Origin of the sequence: Microbispora sp. NBRC 16548, from assembly GCF_030268985.1 — a bacterium.
Classification (GTDB): Bacteria; Actinomycetota; Actinomycetes; order Streptosporangiales; family Streptosporangiaceae; genus Microbispora; species Microbispora catharanthi.
The window spans coordinates 813,246-835,338 of record NZ_BSSF01000001.1; the positions used below are offsets into that span (position 1 = coordinate 813,246).

The following is a 22,093-nucleotide window of genomic DNA, read 5'->3' on the forward strand; positions in this document are numbered from 1 at the left end:
CAACGTAAAGGCAACCGGATGGACTTCCTTCGCACCCCCGACGAGCGCTTCGCCGACCTGCCTGACTTTTCCTACGAACCCCGATATGCCGAGGTGACCGGCGGCGCCCGGATGGCGTACGCCGAGGCGGGCCCGGCGGACGGCCCGCCGGTGCTGCTGCTGCACGGGGAGCCGAGCTGGTCGTTCCTCTACCGGCACGTGATGGCCGTGCTGGCCGACGCGGGCTGCCGGGCCGTCGCTCCCGATCTGGTCGGCTTCGGCCGGTCGGACAAGCCGTCCCGCCCCGAGGACCACACGTACGCCCGGCACGTGGAGTGGGTGCGATCGCTCGCCTTCGACGCGCTCGACCTGCGCGGCGTGACGCTGGTCGGCCAGGACTGGGGCGGGCTGATCGGGCTGCGGCTCGTCGCCGAGCACCCGGACCGCTTCGCCCGGGTCGTCGCCGCCAACACCGGCCTGCCGACCGGCGACATCCCGATGCCCGAGGTGTGGCACCGCTTCCGGGAGGCCGTCGAGAAGGCGCCCGTGCTCGACATCGCCCGGTTCGTCCAGTCGGGCTGCGTCACCGACCTGCCCGAGCCCGTACGACGGGCCTACGACGCGCCGTACCCCTCGGAGGAGTTCAAGGCGGGGCCGCGGGCGATGCCGGGCCTGGTGCCGATCACCCCCGACGACCCGGCCGCTCCCGCCAACCGCGCCGCCTGGCAGACCCTCGTCACCCTCGACCTGCCGTTCCTCGTCGCGTTCTCCGACCGCGACCCCATCACCGGCGGGATGGCGCCGATCCTGAAGAAGTCCATGCGCGGCGCGGCCGGGCTCGCTCACCCCGTCATCGCCGGCGCAGGCCACTTCCTGCAGGAGGACGCGGGCCGCGAGCTGGGCGAGGCCGTGGCCGCCTTCGTCCACGAGACGGCTGCCCGGTAGGTCCGGTGAGCTGAGGACGGCGGCGCGGCCTCACGCGCCGGCCGTCCCGAGGCCGGTCTCCTGCCGCCCCGCCGTTCATCTCGCTCGCCGGTTGGTGCGCGAATGGCCGGTTGCGATTCGTGTCGACTGCGCAACGGGACATCAAAGCGCCGTGCTGGCTGGATGGTGACCGGATCGGCCGCCGCAGCCGCCGCTCGTCCGGCTGCCGGCCCGAGCCACGCCCCATGTCCCATCGGCAGCAGGAGGAAGCACATGAAGAACGGCGCGGGCCCTTCGCCCAGAACGGCACGAGTGGCCGCACTCATCGGAGCGCTGCTCCTCGGCCCCGGCGCGGTCGTCGCCACGACCTCACCGGCGATGGCCACTGCGACGGCGGCCACGGCCGTCACGAGTTGCAGCAATCCGAACCGCAAGGTCGACATCATCGACTCGCGCGGATTCCACACATGCTTCACCGGCACCGGTTACCTCGGGTACCGGATCAACGGTGTGAGCGCGGTCAGCTCCCTCGACTGGGGCTGGATGAAGATGTACCTCCGCGGCTCGACCGACGGCTGGTTCGAGGATCTCCGCGGCGACGGCAAGTGGTACTACTACCCGGCCAACCACGACATCACCCAGATCTGCGTCCACTGCTGAATCGGCTCGGGAGTAGGCTGCGGCGGCGTGGAACCGGTCGTCACCGCGCTCGTCGTCGCCGTCCTCGTCGCAGTGCCGGCGGTCGTGCTGTGGCGGGTGCTCCGCGGCCGGCGCGACCTCGGCAGCAGCCCCGCCGAGCGGGCGACGTTCGAGACGCTGCACACCGCGTCGCTGGCCGCGCCGCCGCTGCGCGCCGGGCTGACCCAGGCCGGGGCGCTGAAGGCGTCGCGGCACCTGCGCGAGCTGCTCGGCTCCCCGGCCATCGCCGTCACCAACGGCGAGGAGCTGCTCGTCTACGACGGCGCGGGCGACCACCACGCGGCCGAGGCGTTCGAGCACGCGGCGGAGACGCTGAAGGACGGCCGCACCCAGGTGCTCGCGCTCGACTGCACGCGGCCCGAGTGCCCCGTCAGGCACGCCGTCGTCGTCCCGCTCACCACCGACGACCGCGTCGTCGGCTCGCTCGCGGCGTACGGCGACCACGCCTCGGCGGGGCTCGTGCGGGCGGCGCAGGAGGTCGCGCGGTGGGTCGACTCCCAGCTGGAGCTGGCCGAGCTCGACCGCTCCCGGACGATGCTGATGGAGGCGGAGGTCCGGGCGCTGCGGGCGCAGATCTCGCCCCACTTCATCTACAACTCGCTGACCACCATCGCGTCGTTCGTCCGCACCGACCCCGAGCGCGCCAGGGAGCTGCTGCTGGAGTTCGCCGACTTCACCCGCTACTCCTTCCGGCGGCACGGCGACTTCACCACGCTCGCCGAAGAACTGCGTTCGATCGACCGCTACCTCACGCTCGAGCGGGCCAGGTTCGGCGACCAGCTGCAGGTCACGCTGCGCATCGCGCCGGAGGTGCTGCCCGTGGCCGTGCCGTTCCTGTGCCTGCAGCCGCTGGTGGAGAACGCCGTACGGCACGGTCTGGAGGCCAAGCCCGGCGTGGGCCGCATCACGATCGTCGCCGAGGACGCGGGCGCGGAGTGCGGCATCACCGTCGAGGACGACGGCGTCGGCATGGACCCCGAACGGCTGCGGCGGGTGCTCGCCGGGGAGGACCGCTCGGGCGCGGGCGGCATCGGCGTGGCCAATGTGGACGAGCGGCTGCGCCAGGTCTACGGCGACGAGTACGGCCTAGTGGTGGAGACCGGCGAGGGCGCCGGCACCAAGGTCACCGTGCGGATTCCCAAATACCACCCCGGAGTCCAGGCGTGAGCGAGCGCAGCGAGCGAGTCGGTCGACGCGGTGCCTGGCGAGTGCCACTCGGAATACCACCCCGGCGGCCGCGCCCGACCTTTCGAAAAGCTGTGCGTATCCATGTGATTACCTTTAGTGTTCGTACCGGTCAGGCCGCCCCTTGCCGGAGGAATGAGCGTGACGATCGAGTTCGACCAGCGCGGGACGATGTACCCGTGGACCGTGACGCTCGACCCGGGGGCGCTGCTCCGCCGCCGTCCGGGCTGACCTCGGACCGCCGGGACCCCGAGCCGTGATGCGGTCGTGATGGGGAGGCGTTGACTTCCGCACGTTCCGGTCATCACTCTCTAGGGGATCGGTCGGTGAGAGGGGTGATCGTGAGCGGTCTGCGGGTTCTGGCGGTGGACGACGAGCAGCCCGCGCTGGAGGACGTCGCCTACCTGCTGCGCGCGGATCCCCGCATCGGCGACGTGCTCACCGCCCGCGACGGGGCCGCCGCGCTCCGGCTGCTCGACCGCGCCATCGCGGACGGCAGGCCGGTGGACGCGGTCTTCCTCGACATCCGCATGCGCGGGCTCGACGGAGTGGTGCTGGGCCGGCTGCTGACCCAGTTCACCCGTCCACCGAAGATCGTGTTCGTGACGGCGTACGAGGACCACGCCGTGGACGCCTTCGAGCTGAAGGCCGAGGACTACCTGCTCAAGCCCGTACGGCCGGAGCGGCTCGCCGAGGCGATCCGCCGGGTGTGCGGCAGCCGGGGCGAGCCGGGGGAGGGGCCGCAGGCGGACACGATCCCGGTCGAGCTGGGCGGCGTCACCCGGTTCGTGGCGAGCACGGAGGTGCGCTACGTCGAGGCGCAGGGCGACTACGCGCGGCTGCACACGGCGACCGGCAGCCACCTGGTCCGCATCCCGCTGGCCACGCTGGAGGAACGCTGGGCGTCGGCCGGGTTCCTGCGCGTCCACCGCAGCCACCTCGTCGCGGTCAAGCACATCGACGAGCTGCACATCGACTCGGGCAAGTGCGTGGTGCGGGTGGGGGAGACCGAGATCCCGGTGAGCCGCCGCCACACCCGGGAGCTGCGCGACCTGCTTGTCCGCCGGGCCCGCAGGGGCCAGACCCGGTGAGCGGACGGTGAGGGCGCGATGACCGGCAAGCCCCGCAGGGCGGCGTCGACCGGCGCGCGCGGACAGGGCGAGGGTGCGGCGACGACCGGCAAACCCCGCAGGGTGGTGGTGACCAGCCCGCGCACGGCGGCGGCGCGCAGGCCGCGGCACCCGCTCACCCGGGAGATCGACGAGCAGACCCGCCTGGGCGAGGTCTACATGGGCTCCCTGGTGCGGACCCAGTTCCGCCTGGCGTTGTTCGTGTGCAGCCTGCTCGCCTGCGTCGTGGGCGGGCTGCCGCTGCTGTTCCTGCTGGCCCCGGAGCTGCGCGCGGCCGAGTTGTTCGGCCTGCCGCTGCCGTGGGTCGTGCTCGCGGGGCTGATCTACCCGGCGCTCGTCGGGGGCGCCTGGCTGTACGTGCGGCAGGCCGAACGCAACGAGCGCGACTTCGCCGACCTCGTGGAGCGCCGATGAGGACGGAGCGCCGATGCGGACGGAGCGCCGGTGCGGACGGTAAGCCGATGAGGACAGCACAGGGATGAGGACGGTGCGCCGGTGAGTCAGATCGCCGCGGTCGTCCTGGTGATGCTGGCGACCGTCCTCATCGGCGCGTTCGGCATCCGGGTGTCCCGCACCACGTCGGACTTCTACGTCGCCTCCCGCACGGTCTCGCCCGTGTGGAACGCCTCGGCCATCGGCGGGGAGTACCTGTCGGCGGCGTCCTTCCTCGGCGTCGCGGGGCTGATCCTCACCTTCGGCGCGGACATGCTGTGGCTGCCGGTCGGCTGGACCGGCGGCTACCTCGTGCTGCTGGTGCTGGTGTCGGCGCCGCTGCGGCGGTCGGGGGCCTACACGCTGCCCGACTTCGCCGAGGCGCGGCTGGAGTCGATGGCGGTGCGGCGGCTGTCCAGCGTGCTCGTCGTGCTGATCGGCTGGCTGTACCTCATGCCGCAGTTCCAGAGCGCCGGGCTGGTCTTCCGTACGATCACCGGGGCGCCGCCGTGGACGGGCAGCCTGCTGGTGGCGGTGGTGGTCGCGACCAACGTGCTGTCGGGCGGCATGCGGTCGATCACGTTCGTCCAGGCGTTCCAGTACTGGCTCAAGCTGACCGCTCTGGCGGTGCCGTTGGCGTTCATGCTGGTGGCCTGGTGGTCGGACGGAAGGCCGGGGCTCGCCCCGGGGGACGAGTGGGTGCTGCCGCTCCACGGCCGCGATCACCCCGTCTACGAGACGTACTCGCTGATCCTGGCGACGTTCCTCGGGACGATGGGGCTGCCGCACGTGCTCGTCCGCTTCTACACCAACCCGGACGGCCGGGCCGCCCGCCGCACCACGCTCGTCGTGCTGACGCTGCTCGGCGCCTTCTACCTGATGCCCGCGGTGTACGGCTACCTCGGCCACGTCTACGGCATGCCGGAGAGCGACACCGTGGTCATCGCGCTGCCGGGGCGGCTGGTCGGCGGGTCAGTGGGCGAGTTCCTGACCGCACTGGTGACCGCGGGGGCGTTCGCGGCCTTCCTGTCCACCTCGTCCGGGCTGACGGTGTCGGTCGCCGGGGTGATCGCGCAGGACATCCTGCGCGGCGGGGTGCGCGCGTTCCGCGTCGCGACCGTGCTCGCGGTGCTCGTGCCGTTCGCGCTGGCGGGCGCGGCCCGGTCGCTGCCGGTGGCGACCGTGGTGGGGCTGGCGTTCGCCGTGGCCGCGTCGTCGTTCTGCCCGCTGCTCGTGCTCGGCATCTGGTGGCGCAGGCTGACGACGGCGGGGGCGATGGCCGGGCTGCTGGCCGGGGGAGGGCTGGCCTGCGCGGCGGTCGTGATCACGATCATCGGCGGCCCCCACACCGGCTGGGCGGGGTCGCTGCTGGCCGAGCCGGCGGCCTGGACGGTGCCCGTGTCGTTCACGGTCATGGTGGTGGTGTCGCTGCTGACGCCGTCGCGGGTGCCGCGCGGCGTAGCGCGCACGATGGTCCGCCTGCACACGCCGGAGACGCTGAACGTCGACCGGGGCGACTGGCGCCCGCGTTTCATGTAGCCGGGCGTTCCGCTGCGGCCTGGCGTTTCATGTAACGCGGCGCGTGACCGTTCGGCGCGTGCAACCGACCATTCGTCGCACGGATGCGCCATGTGAACGAGCGGGCGGTACGGCTGGGCGACTCGGCGCCCCCCGGGACTCGTCGGCGGACACGGCGCGCTCCTACGTTGAAGTGATCCAGATCACTTGCCGAAGGAGATCTTGTGACCGTCCAGCACGATCCATCGGTCTACGAACGTATACAAGCGGGTGAGCAGTTCCAGGAGCTGCGCCGCCGCTACCGGTCCTGGGCCTTCCCCATGACCATCGCCTTCCTGGTGTGGTACCTGCTCTACGTGGTGCTTTCCGGCTTCGCCCGGGACTTCATGGGCACCAAGTTGTTCGGCAACATCAACGTCGCCCTCGTCTTCGGCGTGCTGCAGTTCGTGTCGACGTTCCTGATCGCCTGGGCGTACTCGCGGCACGCGGCGGCCAAGCTCGACCCGATCGCCGACGAGCTGCGCGACGGGAACGAGACCCGTGACGAGGTCGGGGAGGGCGCCAAGTGAGTCACGAGACGCTGTCCACCATCCTCTTCCTGGTCTTCGTCGCCCTCACGCTGGCGATCACGTTCTGGGCCAGCCGCAACACCAAGAGCGCGGCGGACTTCTACGCCGGCGGCCGGTCGTTCAGCGGCCTGCAGAACGGCCTGGCGATCGGCGGCGACTACATGTCGGCCGCGTCGTTCCTCGGCATCGCCGGCATCATCGCGCTGTCGGGCTACGACGGCTTCCTCTACTCGATCGGCTTCCTCGTCGCCTGGCTGGTGGCGCTGCTGCTCGTCGCCGAGCTCATGCGCAACTCCGGCAAGTACACGATGGCCGACGTGCTGGCGTTCCGGATGTCGCCGCGCCCTGTCCGTACGGCGGCAGGAGTGTCCACGATCGTCGTCAGCATCTTCTACCTGCTCGCGCAGATGGTCGGCGCGGGCGCGCTCGTCGGCCTGCTGCTCGGCGTCCACTCCCAGGCGGGCAAGATCTGGACGATCATCGCGGTCGGCCTGCTGATGATCATCTATGTCGTGTTCGGCGGCATGAAGGGCACCACCTGGGTGCAGATCGTCAAGGCCGTCATGCTGATGGTCGGCGCCGCCCTGATCACCCTGCTGGTGCTCGGGAAGTTCGGATTCAACCTGTCCGGGCTGCTCGGCGACGCCGCCACCCAGAGCGGCAAGGGCGACGCCTTCCTCAACGCGGGCCTCAAGTACGGCACCGCCGCCCAGGGGACCTGGGGCAAGATCGACCTGATCAGCCTCGGCCTGGCCCTGGTGCTCGGCACCGCGGGCCTGCCGCATGTCCTCATCCGCTTCTACACGGTGCCCACCGCCAGGGACGCCCGTAAGTCGGTCCTGTGGGGCATCGGCATCATCGGCGTGTTCTACCTGCTGACGCTGGTGCTCGGCTTCGGCGCCGCGGCCCTGGTGGGCTCCAAGACGATCGCCGCGGCCGACAAGGCCGGCAACACGGCGGCTCCCCTGCTCGCCCAGAAGGTGGGCCAGGACATCTTCGGCGACGTCGGCGGCACGGTCCTGCTTGCGGTCATCGCGGCGGTCGCGTTCGCCACGATCCTCGCGGTGGTCGCGGGCCTGACCCTCGCGTCCTCCTCCAGCTTCGCCCACGACCTGTACGCCCACGTGTTCAAGCGGGGCGCCGCCACCGAGCGCCAGGAGGTCGTGGTCGCCCGCGTCGCCGCGTTCGTGATCGGCGCGGTCGCGATCGCGCTGAGCATCTTCGCCCAGTCGCTCAACGTGGCGTTCCTCGTGTCGCTGGCCTTCGCGGTGGCCGCGTCGGGCAACCTCCCGGCGATCCTCTACAGCCTGTTCTGGAAGAGGTTCAACACGGCGGGCGCGGTCTCGGCCATCTACGGCGGCCTGATCTCCGCCGTGGTGCTGGTGATCTTCTCGCCGGTCGTCTCGGGCGCGCCGACGGCGATGTTCCCCGACGCCGACTTCCACCTGATCCCGCTGTCGAACCCGGGCATCTTCTCGATCCCGATCGGCTTCCTGTGCGGCTACCTCGGCACGATCCTGAGCAAGGAGTACAACGCGTCGAAGTACGCCGAGATCGAGGTCCGCTCGCTCACCGGCCTCGGCGCCGAGCAGGCCACGGGTCACTGACGCCAGCTTCCGGCCACACGTCGCCTTTCACACGTCGCCGGCCTCCCGGCGGTGCCTCCCACCGCCGCCGGGAAGCCGGCGCCTCCGTACGCCCGGTCGCCGGCTCACCGCCGGCGGGCGGGCGTATGCCTGCCCTGTCCCTCGCGTCATGGTGTTGGGACACCCACTCTGGTTATGGTTCGGTCCGTGGACAGCCCTCTCCAGACCGCCAAGGCGTGGTCACGCTCGCGGAGAAGGAAACAGCCGCCCGACGGCGACGCCCGCACCCGCATCCTCGACGCCGCCGAGGAACTGTTCGCGGGCGGCGGCTACGAGGCCACGCCGACCGCGCGCATCGCCGAACTCGCCGGCGTGCCCAAGGGCCTGGTCTTCCACTACTTCCCCCGCAAGATCGACGTACTGATCTCGCTGGTGGACGAGCGCACCGTGGTGGTCGAGGAGGAGGTCGAGGCGGTCCCCGGCGACGCGGCCGGCGCGCTGTCGCGGCTCGCCCGCAGGCTGCCGCTGCGCGCGTCCCCCGCGATGCGGCGCATCCTGTTCCGGGAGGCCGACACCCACCTGTCCGTACGGGAGCGCCTGAGCCGCCTCAACGCCGAGATCATCCATCGGGCCAGGTTCGCCCTGGAGCTCGCCCTGCCGGGCGGGCGCGGTGACGCCGCCCGGCTGGAGGCCGCCGCCGCGACCTTCGCCGCGGTCCTGCTCTACCAGGAGAGCATCTGCCTGCTCACCGGCCATCACATCGACCCCGACGCGGTCGCGGAACTGATCGCCAACGCCCTGCACTGACGAGGGTCGTGCTTCCCCCGGCACGCCTCCGGCGCGTCGCTTCCCGGCACGCCTCTGGCGCGTTGCTTCCCGGCACGCCTCCGGCGCGACCCAGGCGCGATGCAGGGCGGTCAGGCGGGCACCATCTCCTCCCGCTCCTCCCGCTCCTCCCGCTCCTCCCGCGGCCGTACGGGAGCCGCGTGGTCGTGGGGAGCCTGGTCATGGGGGGCCGGGTCGTCCGGGGAGTCGTCGAGCAGGGCCAGGAGTTCGTCCATCGACTCGCGCAGGTGGCCGATCACGCTCCGGACATCGGGCAACCGGGTCGGGCAGGCGACGACGCCGAAGTCCAGCCGCCCGTCGTACGACGCGCAGGTGATGCTGATCCCCCCGGTGGCGTCGGTGACCACCGACAGCGGGTGGTAGGCGAGCATCCGGGCGCCGCACAGGTACAACGGCAGGCGGGGGCCCGGCACGTTCGACACGATGAGGTTGACGCCCGCCCCGGCGACGCCCGCGAGGCGGAACACCACCGGCGTGGCCAGCGCCGCGAAGGCGTTCGGCACCATCGCGCACACGTCGTCCAGCCAGGTGCGGTGGGAGACGGCGAAGCGCCGCTTGGCGGCGGCCAGCGCCGAGCGGACGGCGGCGAGGCGCTCCCCCGGGGAGGCGACGTCCGTGGCCAGCGGCGTGATCATGGCTGAGATCCGGTTGCCGACCCGCCCGTCCGCGGCGTCCCGGGGCGGCCCGCCCGTGCCCGGCGACCGCTGAGAGCGCAACGCCACCGGCACGGCCGCCACCAGGGGCCGGTCGGGCAGCGCGTCGTGGGCGAGCAGCCAGCGCCGCAGCGCCGAGGCGCACAGCGTCATCACCACGTCGTTCGGGCCCATGCCGAAGGCCCTGGCCACCCTCCTGACCTCCGTCAGCGGCACGGAGCCGAGGGCGACCTCCCGCTCCCCGGAGATCGGGCCGTTGAACGGTGTGCGCGGCGCGACCAGCGGCGGCGTCTCGGGCAGCGGGCGCGCGTCTCCCGCGAGCGCGCGGGCGGCCTGGGCCACGAGCCGGGCGTCGGGCAGCGCCGCCAACACCGGGATCGCGTCCAGGTCGGCGGCGGCGCGGGCGAGCGAGCACAGCGTCTCCACCGGCTGGACGATCGACCGGGTGATCGCCCCGGCGAGCATCGCGAGCAGCCCGGGCGGCTGCGGCGACGCCGGGGCCGGGGCCGGGGGCGCCTCCACCCGGCGCGGCTGCGGCGACGGGTCGAGCAACGCGGTCAGGATCTCCGAGCCCGACACGCCGTCGATGGCACAGTGGTGCACCTTCGTGTAGAGGGCGCAGCGGCCGCCCTCCAGGCCGTGGATGAGGTGCGCCTCCCACAGCGGCTGCCCGCGGTCGAGCCGCCGCGCGTGGGCGCCCGCCACGTACGCCGCCAGTTCCCGCTCCCCGCCGGGCGCCGGGAGAGTGGTCTCGTGCACGTGCGCGTCGAGGTCCACGTCAGGGTCGTCCAGCCAGTACGGCCGGTCGAGCCCGAAGGGCACGTCGGCCAGCCGCATCCGCAGCGGCGGGGCGAGGTGCAGCCGCTCGCGCAACAGGGCGAGCAGTGCCTCCCTGGTCAGGGCGCCGGAGGGCGAGGTCGACGGGTCGAGTATGGCGACGCCCGCCACATGGGCCGCGGTCGTCGCCGACTCCACGCTCAGGAACTGCGCGTCGAGTGCCGTCAACTGGCGCATCTCGTCATCCTCCCGCTCACGCCGCCCGGTCCGCGGCCGGCCCCGCCGCCCGGGGCCCACGGCCCCGGCGCCGTACGCCGGGGGCCGCCCGCCCGCGGCGATCCCCTGGCGCAGGATAATCGCCCGCCTGCGCACCGTGACCATCATCGCCGCTCCGCGTTACCGCCGCATTTCTCCCACGTGCCGCCGGGGGATGTTCAGGCGCGCCCGTGACTGTCCCGAGACGGTCGGCGGCCGGGGCTGAGCGCGGCCCGGGAGCCGGACGCAGGCGGCGCCTGTCGCGCCGGTTCCGGTTCAGCCCTGGCCGTGCCCGCTGATCAGCCACCGGCCATCGATCTTGTCCAGGAAGAACCTCTCGCTGTAGGGGCCGTCGTCACCGGTGTAAAACTCGCATTGCTCGAAGGTGTAGCTGACCGGCACTCGTACGCATCGCTGGATGTCGCCGCAGCTCTCCGCTTCGGGCTCGCCGATCTCGACATCGGTAAGGCTGGTCCAGTTCGTGAAGTTGCTTACCGGATCCGCGAATTCGGCTTCGTACTGCGGACTGCTGTGATCCCACATCGATCGCCCGGTCTGCTTGTCGTGACCAGCGAGGGCTTGGAGATAGCTCTGGACGATTTCGCGCGGGGAGGCGTCTTTCGGTGGCGGTGCCACGTGCCGCACCTCGACGTCCTGCCCGCACGTCCCGCAGCCACTGATCGATCCGATGGGAATGGCCGGCAGGACAAGCGCGAGAAAGATCCTTAGTTTCTTCATCTGGAGATCCCGGCCCGCCGGCGGGCGTCCACGATGGATGCCCGCCGGCGGAAATGGAGTCGATCGGATTAGGTACGGAGCTTCCTCTGTCTACCAGTTCACCTTGGCGAAGATCAGCCCCTTGAACTCCGTGGCGTCATATCGGTCGCCCAGGTTCATGTACGGACCGCTTCCGGTGCCGCCATGGCCGCCGTGTTGGGCGAAGAAGATATCCCATTTACCGCGGACCGTGGAGTAGCGGTAGGTCACGATTCCCATGTGGGAGATCTGGTCCGTCTTCCGGTTGATGAACCAGATGATGTCTCCTACCTGAGCCTCGGCAATAGTCTTGCGCACCGTAACCCGGTGCTGCCCTGCGAAGTGATTGTAGTTCTTCTGGGCGGCGGAGAACGTCCAGGAGTCCTTGCCCCATTCGTGGCTCTCCCACCAGGAACCGTTGTGCCGCTGGTCGAGCCAGCCGAACCACGAGGCGGCGTGTATCTGCCGGTAGCGTCCTCCTCGTGCGAGCGCCTTGGAGACGAAGTTCGCGCAGTCGTTGGGGTACTCCCAGCCTGCCCTTGTGGGGGCTCCCACGTTGGCGACCGCCCACGCCGCGGCAGCGCTAGGGCTGACCGCCGCGGTGACGTTCGCGCGGAGGTCGTTGTCCGCCTGCAGCGCCGTCAGAGCAGGGGCTGGATCATCGGGCACGCCTCCGGCCCAGGCGTTTATTTCCACTTCATCGATGTCGACCGGTGCGTCGACGGCTCCACTACTGTTCTGGCGGGTCAGTCGGAGGCCCGAGCTGCCCGTGGTGAACACGAAGTCGCTCTGCTCTTCCCAGCCATTCACCAAAGGAGCGCCGTCGGTGCCGTAAGTCGTCTTTCCGGTGATCCCGGTTCGCACGATTATGCTGCCGTCTGCGGCAGCCGAGACCAGGGTGTGGGAGAGCCCGATCTGTGAGGTATCCCTATTGGGGGCTCCGTCGGTCAGGAGATTGTTCTCGTTGGTGTAGAGGATGGGAGCGATCGCCACTGCCTGCGAGTCGCCGTCGGTGGCATCGCCCGTGTTCTCGTAGCGCTTGTCGCGCATACCTTGAGTGGCGTCGACGAACTGCTCGACCGCCTCGACGAAACTCGTGGCGTTCGCGACGGCCTGAGGTGTTACGGGAGCGGAGGTCTGCCATGGGCCGCTTCCGTATGCCGTCCGGGCTCTGACCTGGAATCGGTAGCTCATTCCGTTGGTCAGGCCGTCGACGATGGCGCGGTCCACTTCGCTGCTCAGCGTGCGCAGCACGTTGCCGTCGGCGTTCAGAACTTGGATGTCGTAGCTGTCGACAGGAGCGTCTGCCCCGAGAGTCTCCGGCTTTCCCCAAGCGAGCAGGACACCTGCGTCTCCCGCGCGGGACCTGATATCAGTGATCTTTCCGGGGGCGGTCGGTGGAAGGTACTCGATGGTGAGTGAGATCGGTACCTGTCCGGAGGCGTCGCCCAGGGTCGTCGGCGGCAGGGTCTCGTCGGCAAGCAGCACGAGTCCAGGGTCGACGAAGTAGTCGCCGGTGGTCTCCTGCCGCCACTGCCGCACGGTGCCTGTCACGTCCACCTGTGCCGCGCTCAGATCGGCTTGCTGCTCCGGAGCCGCCACGAGGTCGCCGGCGAGTTCGGCGCCGTCAGGGGAGTCAGATAATTCGGTCTTCTTGGCGTAGACGGAGATCTTCGCGCCCGCGGGGCACGGTCCGCCGCAGTCGGCGCTTCCCAGCTTGAGGATCGCCGACGTGATCTGGGCGCCCGCCGGGACACGGGCGAGATCGGCCTTCACCAGAGAGATACGACGGTCCGCTCCGGCTCCGCCGACCTGCACGGCGGCTGCATCCACAAGGGCACAGGGCCCGCCGTCGCATGCGTCTGCCGCTGTCTTGGCCGTTCGGATGGTCAGCTTGCTCTTGTCGAGGACGACGGTATCCGTCCCGACCGGTTCCTGCGGTGCCGAGCCACTGGTGCTGAAACGTATGGCAGGCGTCTTGGCCGAGCAGACCTCCTCCACGCATGCCTCCATCTGCCAGCTGTAGGAGGCGTTCGCGGAAAGGACACCGTCGGGAACTCGCAGTGAAACGCGGGTGCCGCCCTTGACCGATCCCTCGCCGAAGGGGGTTGCGCCGACAGGGGCGCCCTGGGCGTCGTAAAGGTAGAACCGTCCGGTGACCAGTTCTCCGGAGGGACGCGAGACGATTCCCGAGAGGATCGGGTTGGTCGGTTCCGTCAATCCGGTGGCCAGATCGGTGGGCGCGTGAGGTGCGTCAGAGGTGATCCGATAAGCGGGAGTCTGGCTGCACAGTACGGTGGAACCGCTGACGCAGGCCTTGAAGGACACCTTGAAGGTATCGGGGTTGCCCATGGCGAAGGTGTATTCCGTGACCTGTCCCGACGGCACGTTCGTCAACGGTGGTGGATTGCCGATCGGGCCCGAGGCATCCGAGACCGTCACGAAGTAGTCGACATTCTCCCCTCCGGACGTGGTCGAGCTGTAGGCCACCTTCACCTGGCCGCTGCGTGAGACGACGTCGTTCCCGGTGACAGAGTCCGCACTGCTCAGCGTCACCTCGGGAATGGCTGGAGGAAGCTTGTACGTCACGGTCAGCGTGGGCGGGGTGCCGGACTCCCCGGCCCCCTCCGACGAGGTGAAAACGCGGTAATTGCCCGTCTTCGGCTCCGCCGGGTCCTGGAGTACAACGCCGTGGTTGGGCGAGCCCGCCTGCCAGTCCTGCACGATCCCGGTGACGTTCCAGCGCATGAATCCGCTCCCGCAGAAACCCTCCTGGGAGCCCTCCTTGCTGATGACCGCGTCCTCGGTTGTGTTCGTCGGTTGCGGAGACCAGGTCAGGGTGGTGGCGTCCCACGCACTGGTGACCCGGCGCACCTGGACGCCGGTTCCGACGGAGGTTCCGCAGCTGGGGGCATCCACATTCTGCAGAGCGAGCTCCGCCGACGTGATCGACGATGGCAGGCCCGCGGTGTTGAAGCGAAGGTAGGCGCGCGACAGCTCGTCGCGCTCGCGTGACCCCACGCTCAGATACGGGCCGTCCACGTTGTTCCAGTCGAAGACGCTGTTGACGTCGGTGTCGTCGTTGAGCGGCAGCAGCACACTCGGGTCGACCGTGACGGGATACCGGGTGGCCGGGTCATTGAGGAACGAGGCGTCTGGCTTCAGTATCAGTGCTTTTCCGCCATCGCCGGTTGCGATTCTGGCCGTGATCTTGCCGTGGCGGCCCTTGTCCCCGTGGCGACTGTGGATTCCAGCGGTCTCGCCGGAAGGACCTGACTCCCACATCTCCGGCTTGGTCGATAACGCGACCGGTTTCTTCTCGCCGCCGGACAAACTCAATCGCCCGTCGGCCGCCGCCTCCATGTTCAGGCCATTGAGCGTAAACGGGACCTTGATCTCGACGGGGGCGCCGGGACGTTCGCGAAGCACGATATCGAAGCGAAGACCAGTGGGTAGGGCCGTGACGACGAGATCTCCTGTAGGCCCGGCTGCTCCCCGGTAGACGGCAGTGTTGCCACGCACCGTCGGTGTGGACAGGGTTGACGGCCAGCGAAGCGCGAACGTCTTCCCGCCGTCGTAAGCCAACTGGGCAAAGGGTGCGTTTCCCCCAGTTGACAGCTGCACGTCGGCCTTGGAGACCTTGGGCCGGAGCGCACCGTGGGACTCCACCAACGTGGTGTCGATCGCAGACCAGGTGCCGTCTGCCTGTTTCACTCGGACAGGCCCACTGTTCACGGTCGTCATAAGGTGCCCGTCGGGATAGGCGATGGTATCCGAGGTTTCCGACGTGGCCGCGGAGACGTGAACCGGTTGGCCCCGTTTCTTTGCGTCGGCCAGCGCGGTCGCCATGGCGGTGTGGCTTGCGACCTTGTCAGCCGGACGTGGAAGGAGCGTTCGGGCGGGAGAAGCGGGGGTCGTGTCCGGAGAGGGGGCGGCTGATGCGGGGACGAGGGTCTGGAAAGTTGCGAGGACGGCGATGAGGCCCACGGTAAATCGGCTGGCGCGTGTGCCCGGCCTTTGACTCCTTCGCACTGCACTCCTTTGCTCCAGCGTGCCTGACATCGAAGATCGACAAATGATCCACGCGGAGCGTAAACTATGAAGTCAAGGGCGTAAAGGTTCAAAACTGGTCAGGTGTCTGGGCTTCATGACCACCGCATGCTCGGCTGATCCTGACGAATGCGGCCAGCAGCAGGTGAAATAGGTTCCCCGTCGATGTCCTTCCTCGACGAGGAAGCGGACAGCCGGAAGCGCCGGAGCAGCGGCGTGAGGGGTGGCCGGCGCCGGAGGTGCGGATCCGGGTCAGGGCTTGCGCGCGAGGCCGCCGAAGCAGGCCACCTCGCGGGGCTCGCCCCACGGGTTGTCCTCCGGCCGCCATCGCGACACCGAGACGATGCCGGGTTCGAGCAGTTCCAGGCCGGTGAAGTAGCCCTCGATCTGCTCGGGGCTTCGCGGCGTGTAGGGGGTGGCGCCGCTGCCCGCGTTGTAGCCGCCCAGCGCCTTGACGTACGCCGGGTCGGTGTCGGAGCCGTCGTAGAGCGCGAGATAGCTGCCGGAGGGTAGGGCCGCCAGCAGTCGGCGCACGATCTCCCGCGCCTCGTCGTAGTCCGCCACCAGGCCGAGGATGCCCATCAGCATGAGTGCGGTGGGCCGCTCGAAGTCCAGCGTTCCGGCCGCCTCCCGCAGGATGCGGCCGGGGTCGCGTACGTCGGCCTCGATGTAGTCGGTGGCCCCCTCGGGGGTGCTGGTCAGCAGCGCCTGGGCGTGCACCAGCACCAGGGGGTCGTTGTCGACGTAGACGATCCGGGACGCCGGGGCCAGCCGCTGGGCGACCTCGTGGGTGTTGCCGACGGTGGGCAGGCCCGTGCCGATGTCGAGGAACTGGCGGATCCCCGCCTCGCGGGCGAGGTGTCCTACAGTGCGCACGAGCATCTGCCGGGACTGGCGGGCGATGTCCACCATTCCGGGGAAGACTGCGCGGATCCGTTCCCCCGCCTCTCTGTCGACGGGGTAGTGGTCCTTGCCCCCCAGGAAGTAGTTCCAGACGCGAGCCGAGTGCGGCACGCTGCTGTCGATCCTGCGGACGCCGGGGTCGTCGGCGGAAGGAGTGTCGCGAGGAGTGTCGCTCATGGGGGGCCTCGGAGTGGTCGGAACGGAGAGACGACCGCACCCGCGTCAGTGATCTCCGCTCGTTGCTGGCGGATCGCGCGTCGCGCCCATCCTTTCCGATCAAGCTCCGGCACGCAACCACACGGGTCGGGCTGAAAAGTGCGGTTAAGGCCGCGGTCGCCCCGATACCATCCCGTCACCTGGAGGCGTCGGCGTACGGCCGGCACCGGTGAGACCCATATCGGGGAGGACAGGGATGATCTCGGCTCGACCGGAGGCTGCGACTTCTCCGGACGGACGGCCGGTGCAGCCGCGGGGCGGGCCGACGGTGGTGCGCATGATGCTCGGCGCCCAGCTGCGCCGGCTCCGCGAGGCCAGGAACATCAGCCGTGAGCAGGCCGGGCACGTCATCCGCGCCTCCATGTCGAAGATCTGCCGGCTGGAGCTGGGCCGCACCCCCTTCAAACGGCGCGACGTGGCCGACCTGCTCACGCTGTACGGCGTCGTCGACAGCGGGGAACGGGAGACGATGCTGGCGCTCGCCGAGCAGGCCGGCACCCCCGGCTGGTGGCACCAGTACAACGACCTGCTGCCCGGCTGGTTCGAGGTCTACGTCGGGCTGGAGGAGGCGGCGGCCACCATCCGCACCTATGAGGTCCAGTTCGTGCACAGCCTGTTGCAGGCCGAGGACTACGCACGCGCGGCGATCCGGCTGCGGCATCGCGGGGCGCCGGGGTCCGACGTCGACCGGCGCGTCGGCCTGCGCATGCGGCGTCAGCGGCTCCTGGACCAGGCCGACGGGCCCCGCCTGTGGTCGGTGGTGGACGAGTCGGCGCTGCGCCGCCCCCTCGGCGGCCGGGACGTGCAGCGCCGCCAGATCGAGCACCTGATCGAGGCCGCCGCGCGCCCGAACGTCACCCTGCAGGTCCTGCCCTTCCTGGCCGGGGGTCACCCCGCCGTGGGCGGCCCCTTCACCATCCTGCGGTTCGCCGAGCCCGACCTGCCCGACGTCGTCTATCTCGAACAGCTCAGCAGCGCGTTGTACCTCGACAAGCAGGAGGACGTGGACGACTACACCGCCGTGATGAACGACCTCAGCGTGCAGGCCGAGTCGGCCCGCGACACCGTGACCATGCTGCGCGCGATTCTCCGGGATCTGTGAGACGGGGGCTGTGAGGTCAGCCCCTGCCCAGGTGGGCCAGCAGGCGGTCGAGGGGCCAGGTGTTCACCACGTCGTCCGGGGTGAGCCAGGCACGCTGCGCGATGCCCACGCCGAACCTCTGGTGGGCCAGATGCGGGACAGCGTGGGAGTCGCTGTCGATCGAGAACCTGACGCCGTGGTGGCGCGCGAGCCGTACGAGGTCGGAGGGCAGGTCGGCCCGATCGGGGTAGGAGTCGATCTCCATGATCGTGCCGGTCCTGGCGGCGGCGCGGAACACCGCGTCCCAGTCCGCGTCCACCGGCGGCCGCTTGCCGATCTTCCGCGTCGTGGGGTGGCCGATGACGTGGACGTGCGGGTTCTCGCATGCGGCGATGAAACGGCGGGTCATCTCCTCCCGTGACTGGGTGAAGTGCGAGTGCACCGACGCGACGCAGACGTCGAACCCGGCCAGCACCTCGGCGGGCCAGTCCACCGAGCCGTCCGGGGCGATGTTCAGCTCGCTGCCGTGCAGCAGCCGCATGTCCGGATATTTCGCCTGCAGCTCGGCGATGCGGGCGCGCTGGGCGAGGGCCTTGTCGAGGGTCATCCGCTGCATGACCAGGTCGGGCGCGTGGTCGGTCACCGCGTAGTAGGAGTAGCCGCGCATCGCGGCGGCGGCCACCATGTCCTCCAGTGAGGCGATGCCGTCGGTGAGGTCGGTGTGGGTGTGCAGGTCGCCCCGCAGGTCGTGCAGCTCGACCAGGCGCGGCAGCTCGCCCCGCAGCGCGGCCTCCACCTCGCCGCCGTCCTCGCGCAGCGCCGGGTGCACCCACGCCATGCCGAGCGCCTGGTAGATCTCCTCCTCGGTCTCCGACGCGATGAGGCGGTCGCCGTCGAACAGTCCGTACTCCGACAGCTTCCAGCCCTTCTTGACCGCCATCTCGCGGATGCGGACGTTGTGCTCCTTGCTGCCGGTGAAGTAGACCATGGCCGCGCCCCACGACTCGGCGGGAATGAGCCGCAGGTCGACCTGCAGGCCGCGGTCGGTCCTGACCGAGGTCTTCCGCTCGCCCTTCGCGATGATCTCGGTGACGTACGGCTGCCGCGCGAACAGCTCCATCAGGCCGGGGTCGCCGACGGCGAGGATGTCGATGTCGCCGATCGTCTCGCTCATCCGGCGCAGCGATCCGGCGAAGGCGATCCGGTCGGCGGGCAGCGAGGCGATGACCCGCTCGGCGAGATCCGTCGCGATGCCGAGATGGACCCGGTCGGCCGACCGCTCCATGTGCTCGATGCCCTTGAGCAGGTTCTCCTCGGTCTTGGCGCCGAAGCCGCGCAGGCCCTTCAGACGGCCGTCCCGGATCGCGTCGGCCAGCGCGGCGGGGGAGTCGATGCCGAGCTCCTGGAACAGGAACAGCGCCTTCTTCGGGCCGAGCGAGGGGATCCGGGTCAGCCTGCGCACCCCCTCGGGCACCTTGCCCCGCAGGTCGTCGAGCTGGCGGAAGCTGCCGCGCTCGAGGAACTCCTCGACCTTCTTGGCGATCGCCTCGCCCACGCCCGGGATCGACCGCACATCGGTCTCCCCGAGGTCCCCGGGGAATCCCGCGATCGACTTGGCCGCCTTCTGGTAGCTGCGCACCCGGAAGGCGTCCCCGCCGTTCAGTGCGAAAAGCTCGGCGTACTCCTGCAGCGCCGCGGCTGCCTCGTCATTGGCCCGTCCCATGCGTCTCAGGGTAGGAGAAGCGGCAGCGCGCGTTCGAACGAACGGATCCAGTACGGCCAGGTATGGGTGCCGTTTCCGTAGAAATCCGTCGTCACCTTCACCCCGGCCTTCTCCGCGGCCCTGGCGAAGTTCAGGTTCTGCCGCATGATCGCGGCCTCGGTGCGATCGACCGGTCCGTCCCCGTGGTCCAGCGGGCCGGGCTCGCCGTCGCCCGCGGACGCGTAGAGGCGCACGCCCTTCAGCCGCCCGGCCAGGTCGGCGGGATTGTGCTCCGGCCAGGCGCTCGGGTCGCCCCACAGGTCCTCGGTGTCCACGCCGTTGTCCGCCATGAACGCCCGATATCCGGGGACGTCGTCGCGGGTGTCGAGCACCCCGGAGAACGACGCCGCGGCCTCGAACACACCCGGATGCCGGGCCGCGTAGACGAACGCGCCGTGGCCGCCCATGGAGAAACCGGCGATCGCGCGGCGCGTGCCGACGCCGTACCGCGGCTCGACCAGGCGCGGCACCTCGGTCAGGTGGAACGTCTCCCAGGCGGGGCCGTCACGCCAGTCGGCGTACCAGCCCATCGAACCGCCCTCGGGGACGATGACGACGGCGTCGAGGCGGGCGGTCAGCCGAGCCACCTCGCCCGTCCTGAGCCAGTCCCAGCCGCCGCCGGCGCAGCAGCCGTGCAGCAGGTACAGCGCGCGCCAGCCGGTGGAACCCGGCTTCCAGGCCGCGGGCTTCACCACCCACACCGAGCGCCTCCCGCCCGTGGCCGGGGAGTCGATCACGAGTCTGTCCGTCCGCCCGTCCACGGCCTCGTGCGAGACGACCGCGGCCGAACCCGGGGGACGGACGGGCGGCGGCGCCGCGGACTCGGCGGTGCTCTGGCAGCCGGTCGCCATGACGACGAGGACGAGCCACGTCAGAATCCTCTTCACGAGGGGCTGGATGTCATATCGATCAGCCGCCGTCAACCCTGGAGAAGGGCTTCGCGTAGACGAAAGGCCCGCGCGGCGGCGGGACCGGCCGCTCGAACACCCGGACCTGGAAATACGTCCCCCACTTCGGGTCGGGGGCCGTCACGCCGTACGTCTCCGAGTGCTCGAAGCCGAAGCGGGAGTAGTACGCGGGATCGCCGAGCAGCGCGACCAGCGGCTCGCCGAGCGCCTCGGCGGCCCCGAGCACGGCGTGCACGAGCGCCGAGCCGACGCCCCGCCGGTGGTGAGCGGGGTGCACGGCCAGCGGGCCGAGCCCCAGCACGGGCACGGACCCTATGTGGGCCCTCGTGCAGACGACGTGACCCGCGATCCCGCCGCCCGGTGCATTTGCCGGTGCCGGCGCCGGTGCGACGAGTGACAGCTCCGGCAGCCAGCCGGGGTCGGCGCGCAACTCGTCGAGCAACGTCACCTCGACCGGCAGCCCGTCCGGCCGATCGGGGTTGCGGGCCGCTTCGTAGGGGGCGAAGGCGGCGGCGGCGACCGCGCGGACGGCCTCGACGTCGCCGGGGTTCTCCCGTCGGATCAGCATCCGCCCAGCCTCCCGCCCGCCCTCGCGACCCGGCAAGGGATTAACGGGCCGAGCCGACCACGGAAGGCGGATCCGAACGCGCGGAGCGGTCATGCGCTCCGGCGGCAACGCCAGTGAGACGCCGGGGCTTTGTCGCGCGATGTGGTTGATTCGGCTGCAAACCTGGTCATCAGTACCAATATCACTGCTCTCAAGAGCTAATTTGCGGCTTTATGAGCGAATTGGTGCGAAATTCGAGTCCGCAGGGCTTGACCTGCCGCAAGCCGGGCCGCGGCCGACCGGTGATCGGCCGCATGACTTGACCGGATCCCGGTGGGGCGAATAGCGTCTCCCGAAAATTACTTAAAATGCTGCGAAAGTTTCTGTGGCGGTCAGACACGGCGATCGGGTGCCGTTGTGTCCCCCTGTCGATCGAGAGACAGCAGTAAGGAGCACTGATGCCGGAGCTGACGGACCCCGAGCCGGTCGCCAAGCCCGTCCCGCGAATCAACACCACGGTTCCGCATCCTGCCCGGATATACGACTACCTGCTGGGCGGCAAGGACAACTTCGCGGCCGACCGTGAGGCGGCCGAACACCTCCTCAGGATTTCGCCGGGGACCCGCGAGGGCGTCCGCGCCCACCGCGCCTTTCTCCGCCGGGCGGTGCGGCATCTCGCCACCGAGGCGGGAATGACGCAGTTCCTCGACATCGGCACGGGCATTCCCACCCAGGGCAACACCCACGAGATCGCTCAGCAGGCCAACCCCGAGGCCCGGGTGGCGTACGTGGACAACGACCCCATCGTCCTGGTGCACGGCCGTGCCCTGCTGACCGGCAGCGCGGCGGGGATGACCTCGGTGATCGAGGCCGACCTGCGGAAGCCGGAGGCGATCCTGTCCCACCCGGAGGTCCGGGCCGTGATCGACTTCGACCGTCCGGTGGCCGTCATCATGGCGGGCGTCCTGCACTTCGTCACCGACGAGGAGGACCCGTACGGCCTGGTCGAGACCTTCAAGGCCGCCGTGCCCTCGGGCAGCCACCTGCTGCTGTCGCACATCACGCTCGACTTCGCCCCCCAGGTGAGCCAGGAGGACTTCACCAAGCCCTACGACAACAGCACCGCGCCCATGGTGCCCCGCACCCACGACCAGGTGCTGCGGTTCTTCGAGGGCTGGCAGGTGATCGACCCGGGCGTGGTCGAGGTGGTGCGCTGGCGGCCTGACGAGTACAAAGACCGGGAGCGAATTCCCGGAGGTCACGCCTGGGCCTACGGCGCCATCGCGGCGAAGCCCTGATGGAGGGCCGAGAAGCACA

General features: G+C 70.2%; 18 protein-coding genes. 11 read left to right on the forward strand and 7 right to left on the reverse strand.

All coding sequences use genetic code 11. The features are described from left to right. Positions 1–18: 18 nt before the first annotated feature. The 9 genes from QSK36_RS03610 to QSK36_RS03650 all read left to right on the forward strand — a co-directional run bounded on the left by QSK36_RS03610 (position 19) and on the right by QSK36_RS03650 (position 8,829). Positions 19–924: a haloalkane dehalogenase gene (locus QSK36_RS03610; protein ID WP_285781323.1), complete on the forward strand. Its 906-nt coding sequence runs from the start codon at positions 19–21 to the stop codon at positions 922–924. A 252-nt stretch (positions 925–1,176) separates the two neighbouring features. Continuing rightward, the gene (locus QSK36_RS03615) at positions 1,177–1,563 is read left to right on the forward strand and encodes a hypothetical protein (RefSeq protein WP_285781324.1); all 387 of its coding nucleotides are present in this window, start codon (positions 1,177–1,179) and stop codon (positions 1,561–1,563) included. Between the two features lie 27 nt (positions 1,564–1,590). Then, positions 1,591–2,769, forward strand: a complete 1,179-nt coding sequence (locus QSK36_RS03620; RefSeq protein WP_285781325.1) for a sensor histidine kinase — start codon at positions 1,591–1,593, stop codon at positions 2,767–2,769. 359 nt (positions 2,770–3,128) lie between these two features. Further along, positions 3,129–3,878, forward strand: coding sequence for a LytR/AlgR family response regulator transcription factor (locus tag QSK36_RS03625; protein ID WP_139574924.1), 750 nt, complete (start codon positions 3,129–3,131; stop codon positions 3,876–3,878). 18 nt (positions 3,879–3,896) lie between these two features. Further along, positions 3,897–4,331, forward strand: coding sequence for a DUF485 domain-containing protein (locus QSK36_RS03630; protein ID WP_205825762.1), 435 nt, complete (start codon positions 3,897–3,899; stop codon positions 4,329–4,331). 111 nt (positions 4,332–4,442) lie between these two features. Further along, a complete protein-coding gene (locus QSK36_RS03635; RefSeq protein WP_183537469.1) occupies positions 4,443–5,888 on the forward strand; it encodes a sodium/solute symporter in 1,446 nt (481 codons plus the stop codon). A 203-nt stretch (positions 5,889–6,091) separates the two neighbouring features. Beyond that, a complete protein-coding gene (locus QSK36_RS03640) occupies positions 6,092–6,436 on the forward strand; it encodes a DUF485 domain-containing protein (protein WP_183536651.1) in 345 nt (114 codons plus the stop codon). Continuing rightward, entirely contained in the window at positions 6,433–8,043 is a 1,611-nt protein-coding gene (locus QSK36_RS03645) for a monocarboxylic acid transporter (protein ID WP_139574926.1), read from the forward strand. Before QSK36_RS03640 ends, QSK36_RS03645 begins: the two co-directional genes overlap by 4 nt. Positions 8,044–8,229: 186 nt before the next feature. Beyond that, a complete protein-coding gene (locus QSK36_RS03650) occupies positions 8,230–8,829 on the forward strand; it encodes a TetR/AcrR family transcriptional regulator (RefSeq protein WP_285781327.1) in 600 nt (199 codons plus the stop codon). A gap of 110 nt (positions 8,830–8,939) precedes the next feature. Here QSK36_RS03650 and QSK36_RS03655 read toward each other — a convergent pair whose 3' ends face one another. The 4 genes from QSK36_RS03655 to QSK36_RS03670 form a co-directional block, all read right to left on the reverse strand. Then, entirely contained in the window at positions 8,940–10,682 is a 1,743-nt protein-coding gene (locus QSK36_RS03655) for a wax ester/triacylglycerol synthase family O-acyltransferase (RefSeq protein ID WP_352239607.1), read from the reverse strand. Between the two features lie 147 nt (positions 10,683–10,829). Beyond that, positions 10,830–11,291 carry a hypothetical protein gene (locus QSK36_RS03660; protein WP_183536657.1) on the reverse strand — a complete coding sequence of 154 codons (462 nt, stop codon included), beginning with the start codon at positions 11,289–11,291 and terminating at the stop codon, positions 10,830–10,832. 90 nt (positions 11,292–11,381) lie between these two features. Beyond that, positions 11,382–15,158, reverse strand: coding sequence for a DNRLRE domain-containing protein (locus QSK36_RS03665; RefSeq protein ID WP_285781328.1), 3,777 nt, complete (start codon positions 15,156–15,158; stop codon positions 11,382–11,384). Between the two features lie 453 nt (positions 15,159–15,611). Then, positions 15,612–16,439, reverse strand: coding sequence for an SAM-dependent methyltransferase (locus QSK36_RS03670; RefSeq protein ID WP_183536661.1), 828 nt, complete (start codon positions 16,437–16,439; stop codon positions 15,612–15,614). A 235-nt stretch (positions 16,440–16,674) separates the two neighbouring features. Between QSK36_RS03670 and QSK36_RS03675 the strand changes: the two genes are divergently transcribed. Then, positions 16,675–17,580, forward strand: coding sequence for a Sco1979 family transcriptional regulator (locus tag QSK36_RS03675; RefSeq protein WP_285781329.1), 906 nt, complete (start codon positions 16,675–16,677; stop codon positions 17,578–17,580). 16 nt (positions 17,581–17,596) lie between these two features. Here QSK36_RS03675 and polX read toward each other — a convergent pair whose 3' ends face one another. The 3 genes from polX to QSK36_RS03690 are packed head-to-tail and all read right to left on the reverse strand — an operon-like array spanning position 17,597 to position 20,797. Further along, complete coding sequence (gene polX / locus QSK36_RS03680) at positions 17,597–19,282, reverse strand: DNA polymerase/3'-5' exonuclease PolX (RefSeq protein ID WP_285781330.1); 1,686 nt, start codon at positions 19,280–19,282, stop codon at positions 17,597–17,599. A 5-nt stretch (positions 19,283–19,287) separates the two neighbouring features. Then, positions 19,288–20,208, reverse strand: a complete 921-nt coding sequence (locus QSK36_RS03685) for an alpha/beta hydrolase (RefSeq protein WP_183536667.1) — start codon at positions 20,206–20,208, stop codon at positions 19,288–19,290. Positions 20,209–20,230: 22 nt separating this feature from the next. After that, a complete protein-coding gene (locus QSK36_RS03690) occupies positions 20,231–20,797 on the reverse strand; it encodes a GNAT family N-acetyltransferase (protein ID WP_285781331.1) in 567 nt (188 codons plus the stop codon). A 437-nt stretch (positions 20,798–21,234) separates the two neighbouring features. Here QSK36_RS03690 and QSK36_RS03695 point away from each other — a divergent pair, with 437 nt between their 5' ends. Then, positions 21,235–22,074, forward strand: a complete 840-nt coding sequence (locus tag QSK36_RS03695) for an SAM-dependent methyltransferase (RefSeq protein ID WP_285781332.1) — start codon at positions 21,235–21,237, stop codon at positions 22,072–22,074. Positions 22,075–22,093 lie beyond the last annotated feature (19 nt).

Excerpts from the sequence above, each read along its gene's own strand:
- QSK36_RS03610 (WP_285781323.1), top strand. The coding sequence starts at position 19 with ATGGACTTCCTTCGCACCCCCGACGAGCGCTTCGCCGACCTGCCTGAC.
- QSK36_RS03615 (WP_285781324.1), top strand. The coding sequence starts at position 1,177 with ATGAAGAACGGCGCGGGCCCTTCGCCCAGAACGGCACGAGTGGCCGCA.
- QSK36_RS03630 (WP_205825762.1), top strand. The coding sequence starts at position 3,897 with ATGACCGGCAAGCCCCGCAGGGCGGCGTCGACCGGCGCGCGCGGACAG.
- QSK36_RS03635 (WP_183537469.1), top strand. The coding sequence starts at position 4,443 with ATGCTGGCGACCGTCCTCATCGGCGCGTTCGGCATCCGGGTGTCCCGC.
- QSK36_RS03655 (WP_352239607.1), bottom strand. The coding sequence starts at position 10,682 with ATGATGGTCACGGTGCGCAGGCGGGCGATTATCCTGCGCCAGGGGATC.
- QSK36_RS03660 (WP_183536657.1), bottom strand. The coding sequence starts at position 11,291 with ATGAAGAAACTAAGGATCTTTCTCGCGCTTGTCCTGCCGGCCATTCCC.
- QSK36_RS03665 (WP_285781328.1), bottom strand. The coding sequence starts at position 15,158 with ATGGCGACCGCGCTGGCCGACGCAAAGAAACGGGGCCAACCGGTTCAC.
- QSK36_RS03670 (WP_183536661.1), bottom strand. The coding sequence starts at position 16,439 with ATGAGCGACACTCCTCGCGACACTCCTTCCGCCGACGACCCCGGCGTC.
- QSK36_RS03675 (WP_285781329.1), top strand. The coding sequence starts at position 16,675 with ATGATCTCGGCTCGACCGGAGGCTGCGACTTCTCCGGACGGACGGCCG.
- polX (WP_285781330.1), bottom strand. The coding sequence starts at position 19,282 with ATGGGACGGGCCAATGACGAGGCAGCCGCGGCGCTGCAGGAGTACGCC.
- QSK36_RS03690 (WP_285781331.1), bottom strand. The coding sequence starts at position 20,797 with ATGCTGATCCGACGGGAGAACCCCGGCGACGTCGAGGCCGTCCGCGCG.
- QSK36_RS03695 (WP_285781332.1), top strand. The coding sequence starts at position 21,235 with ATGCCGGAGCTGACGGACCCCGAGCCGGTCGCCAAGCCCGTCCCGCGA.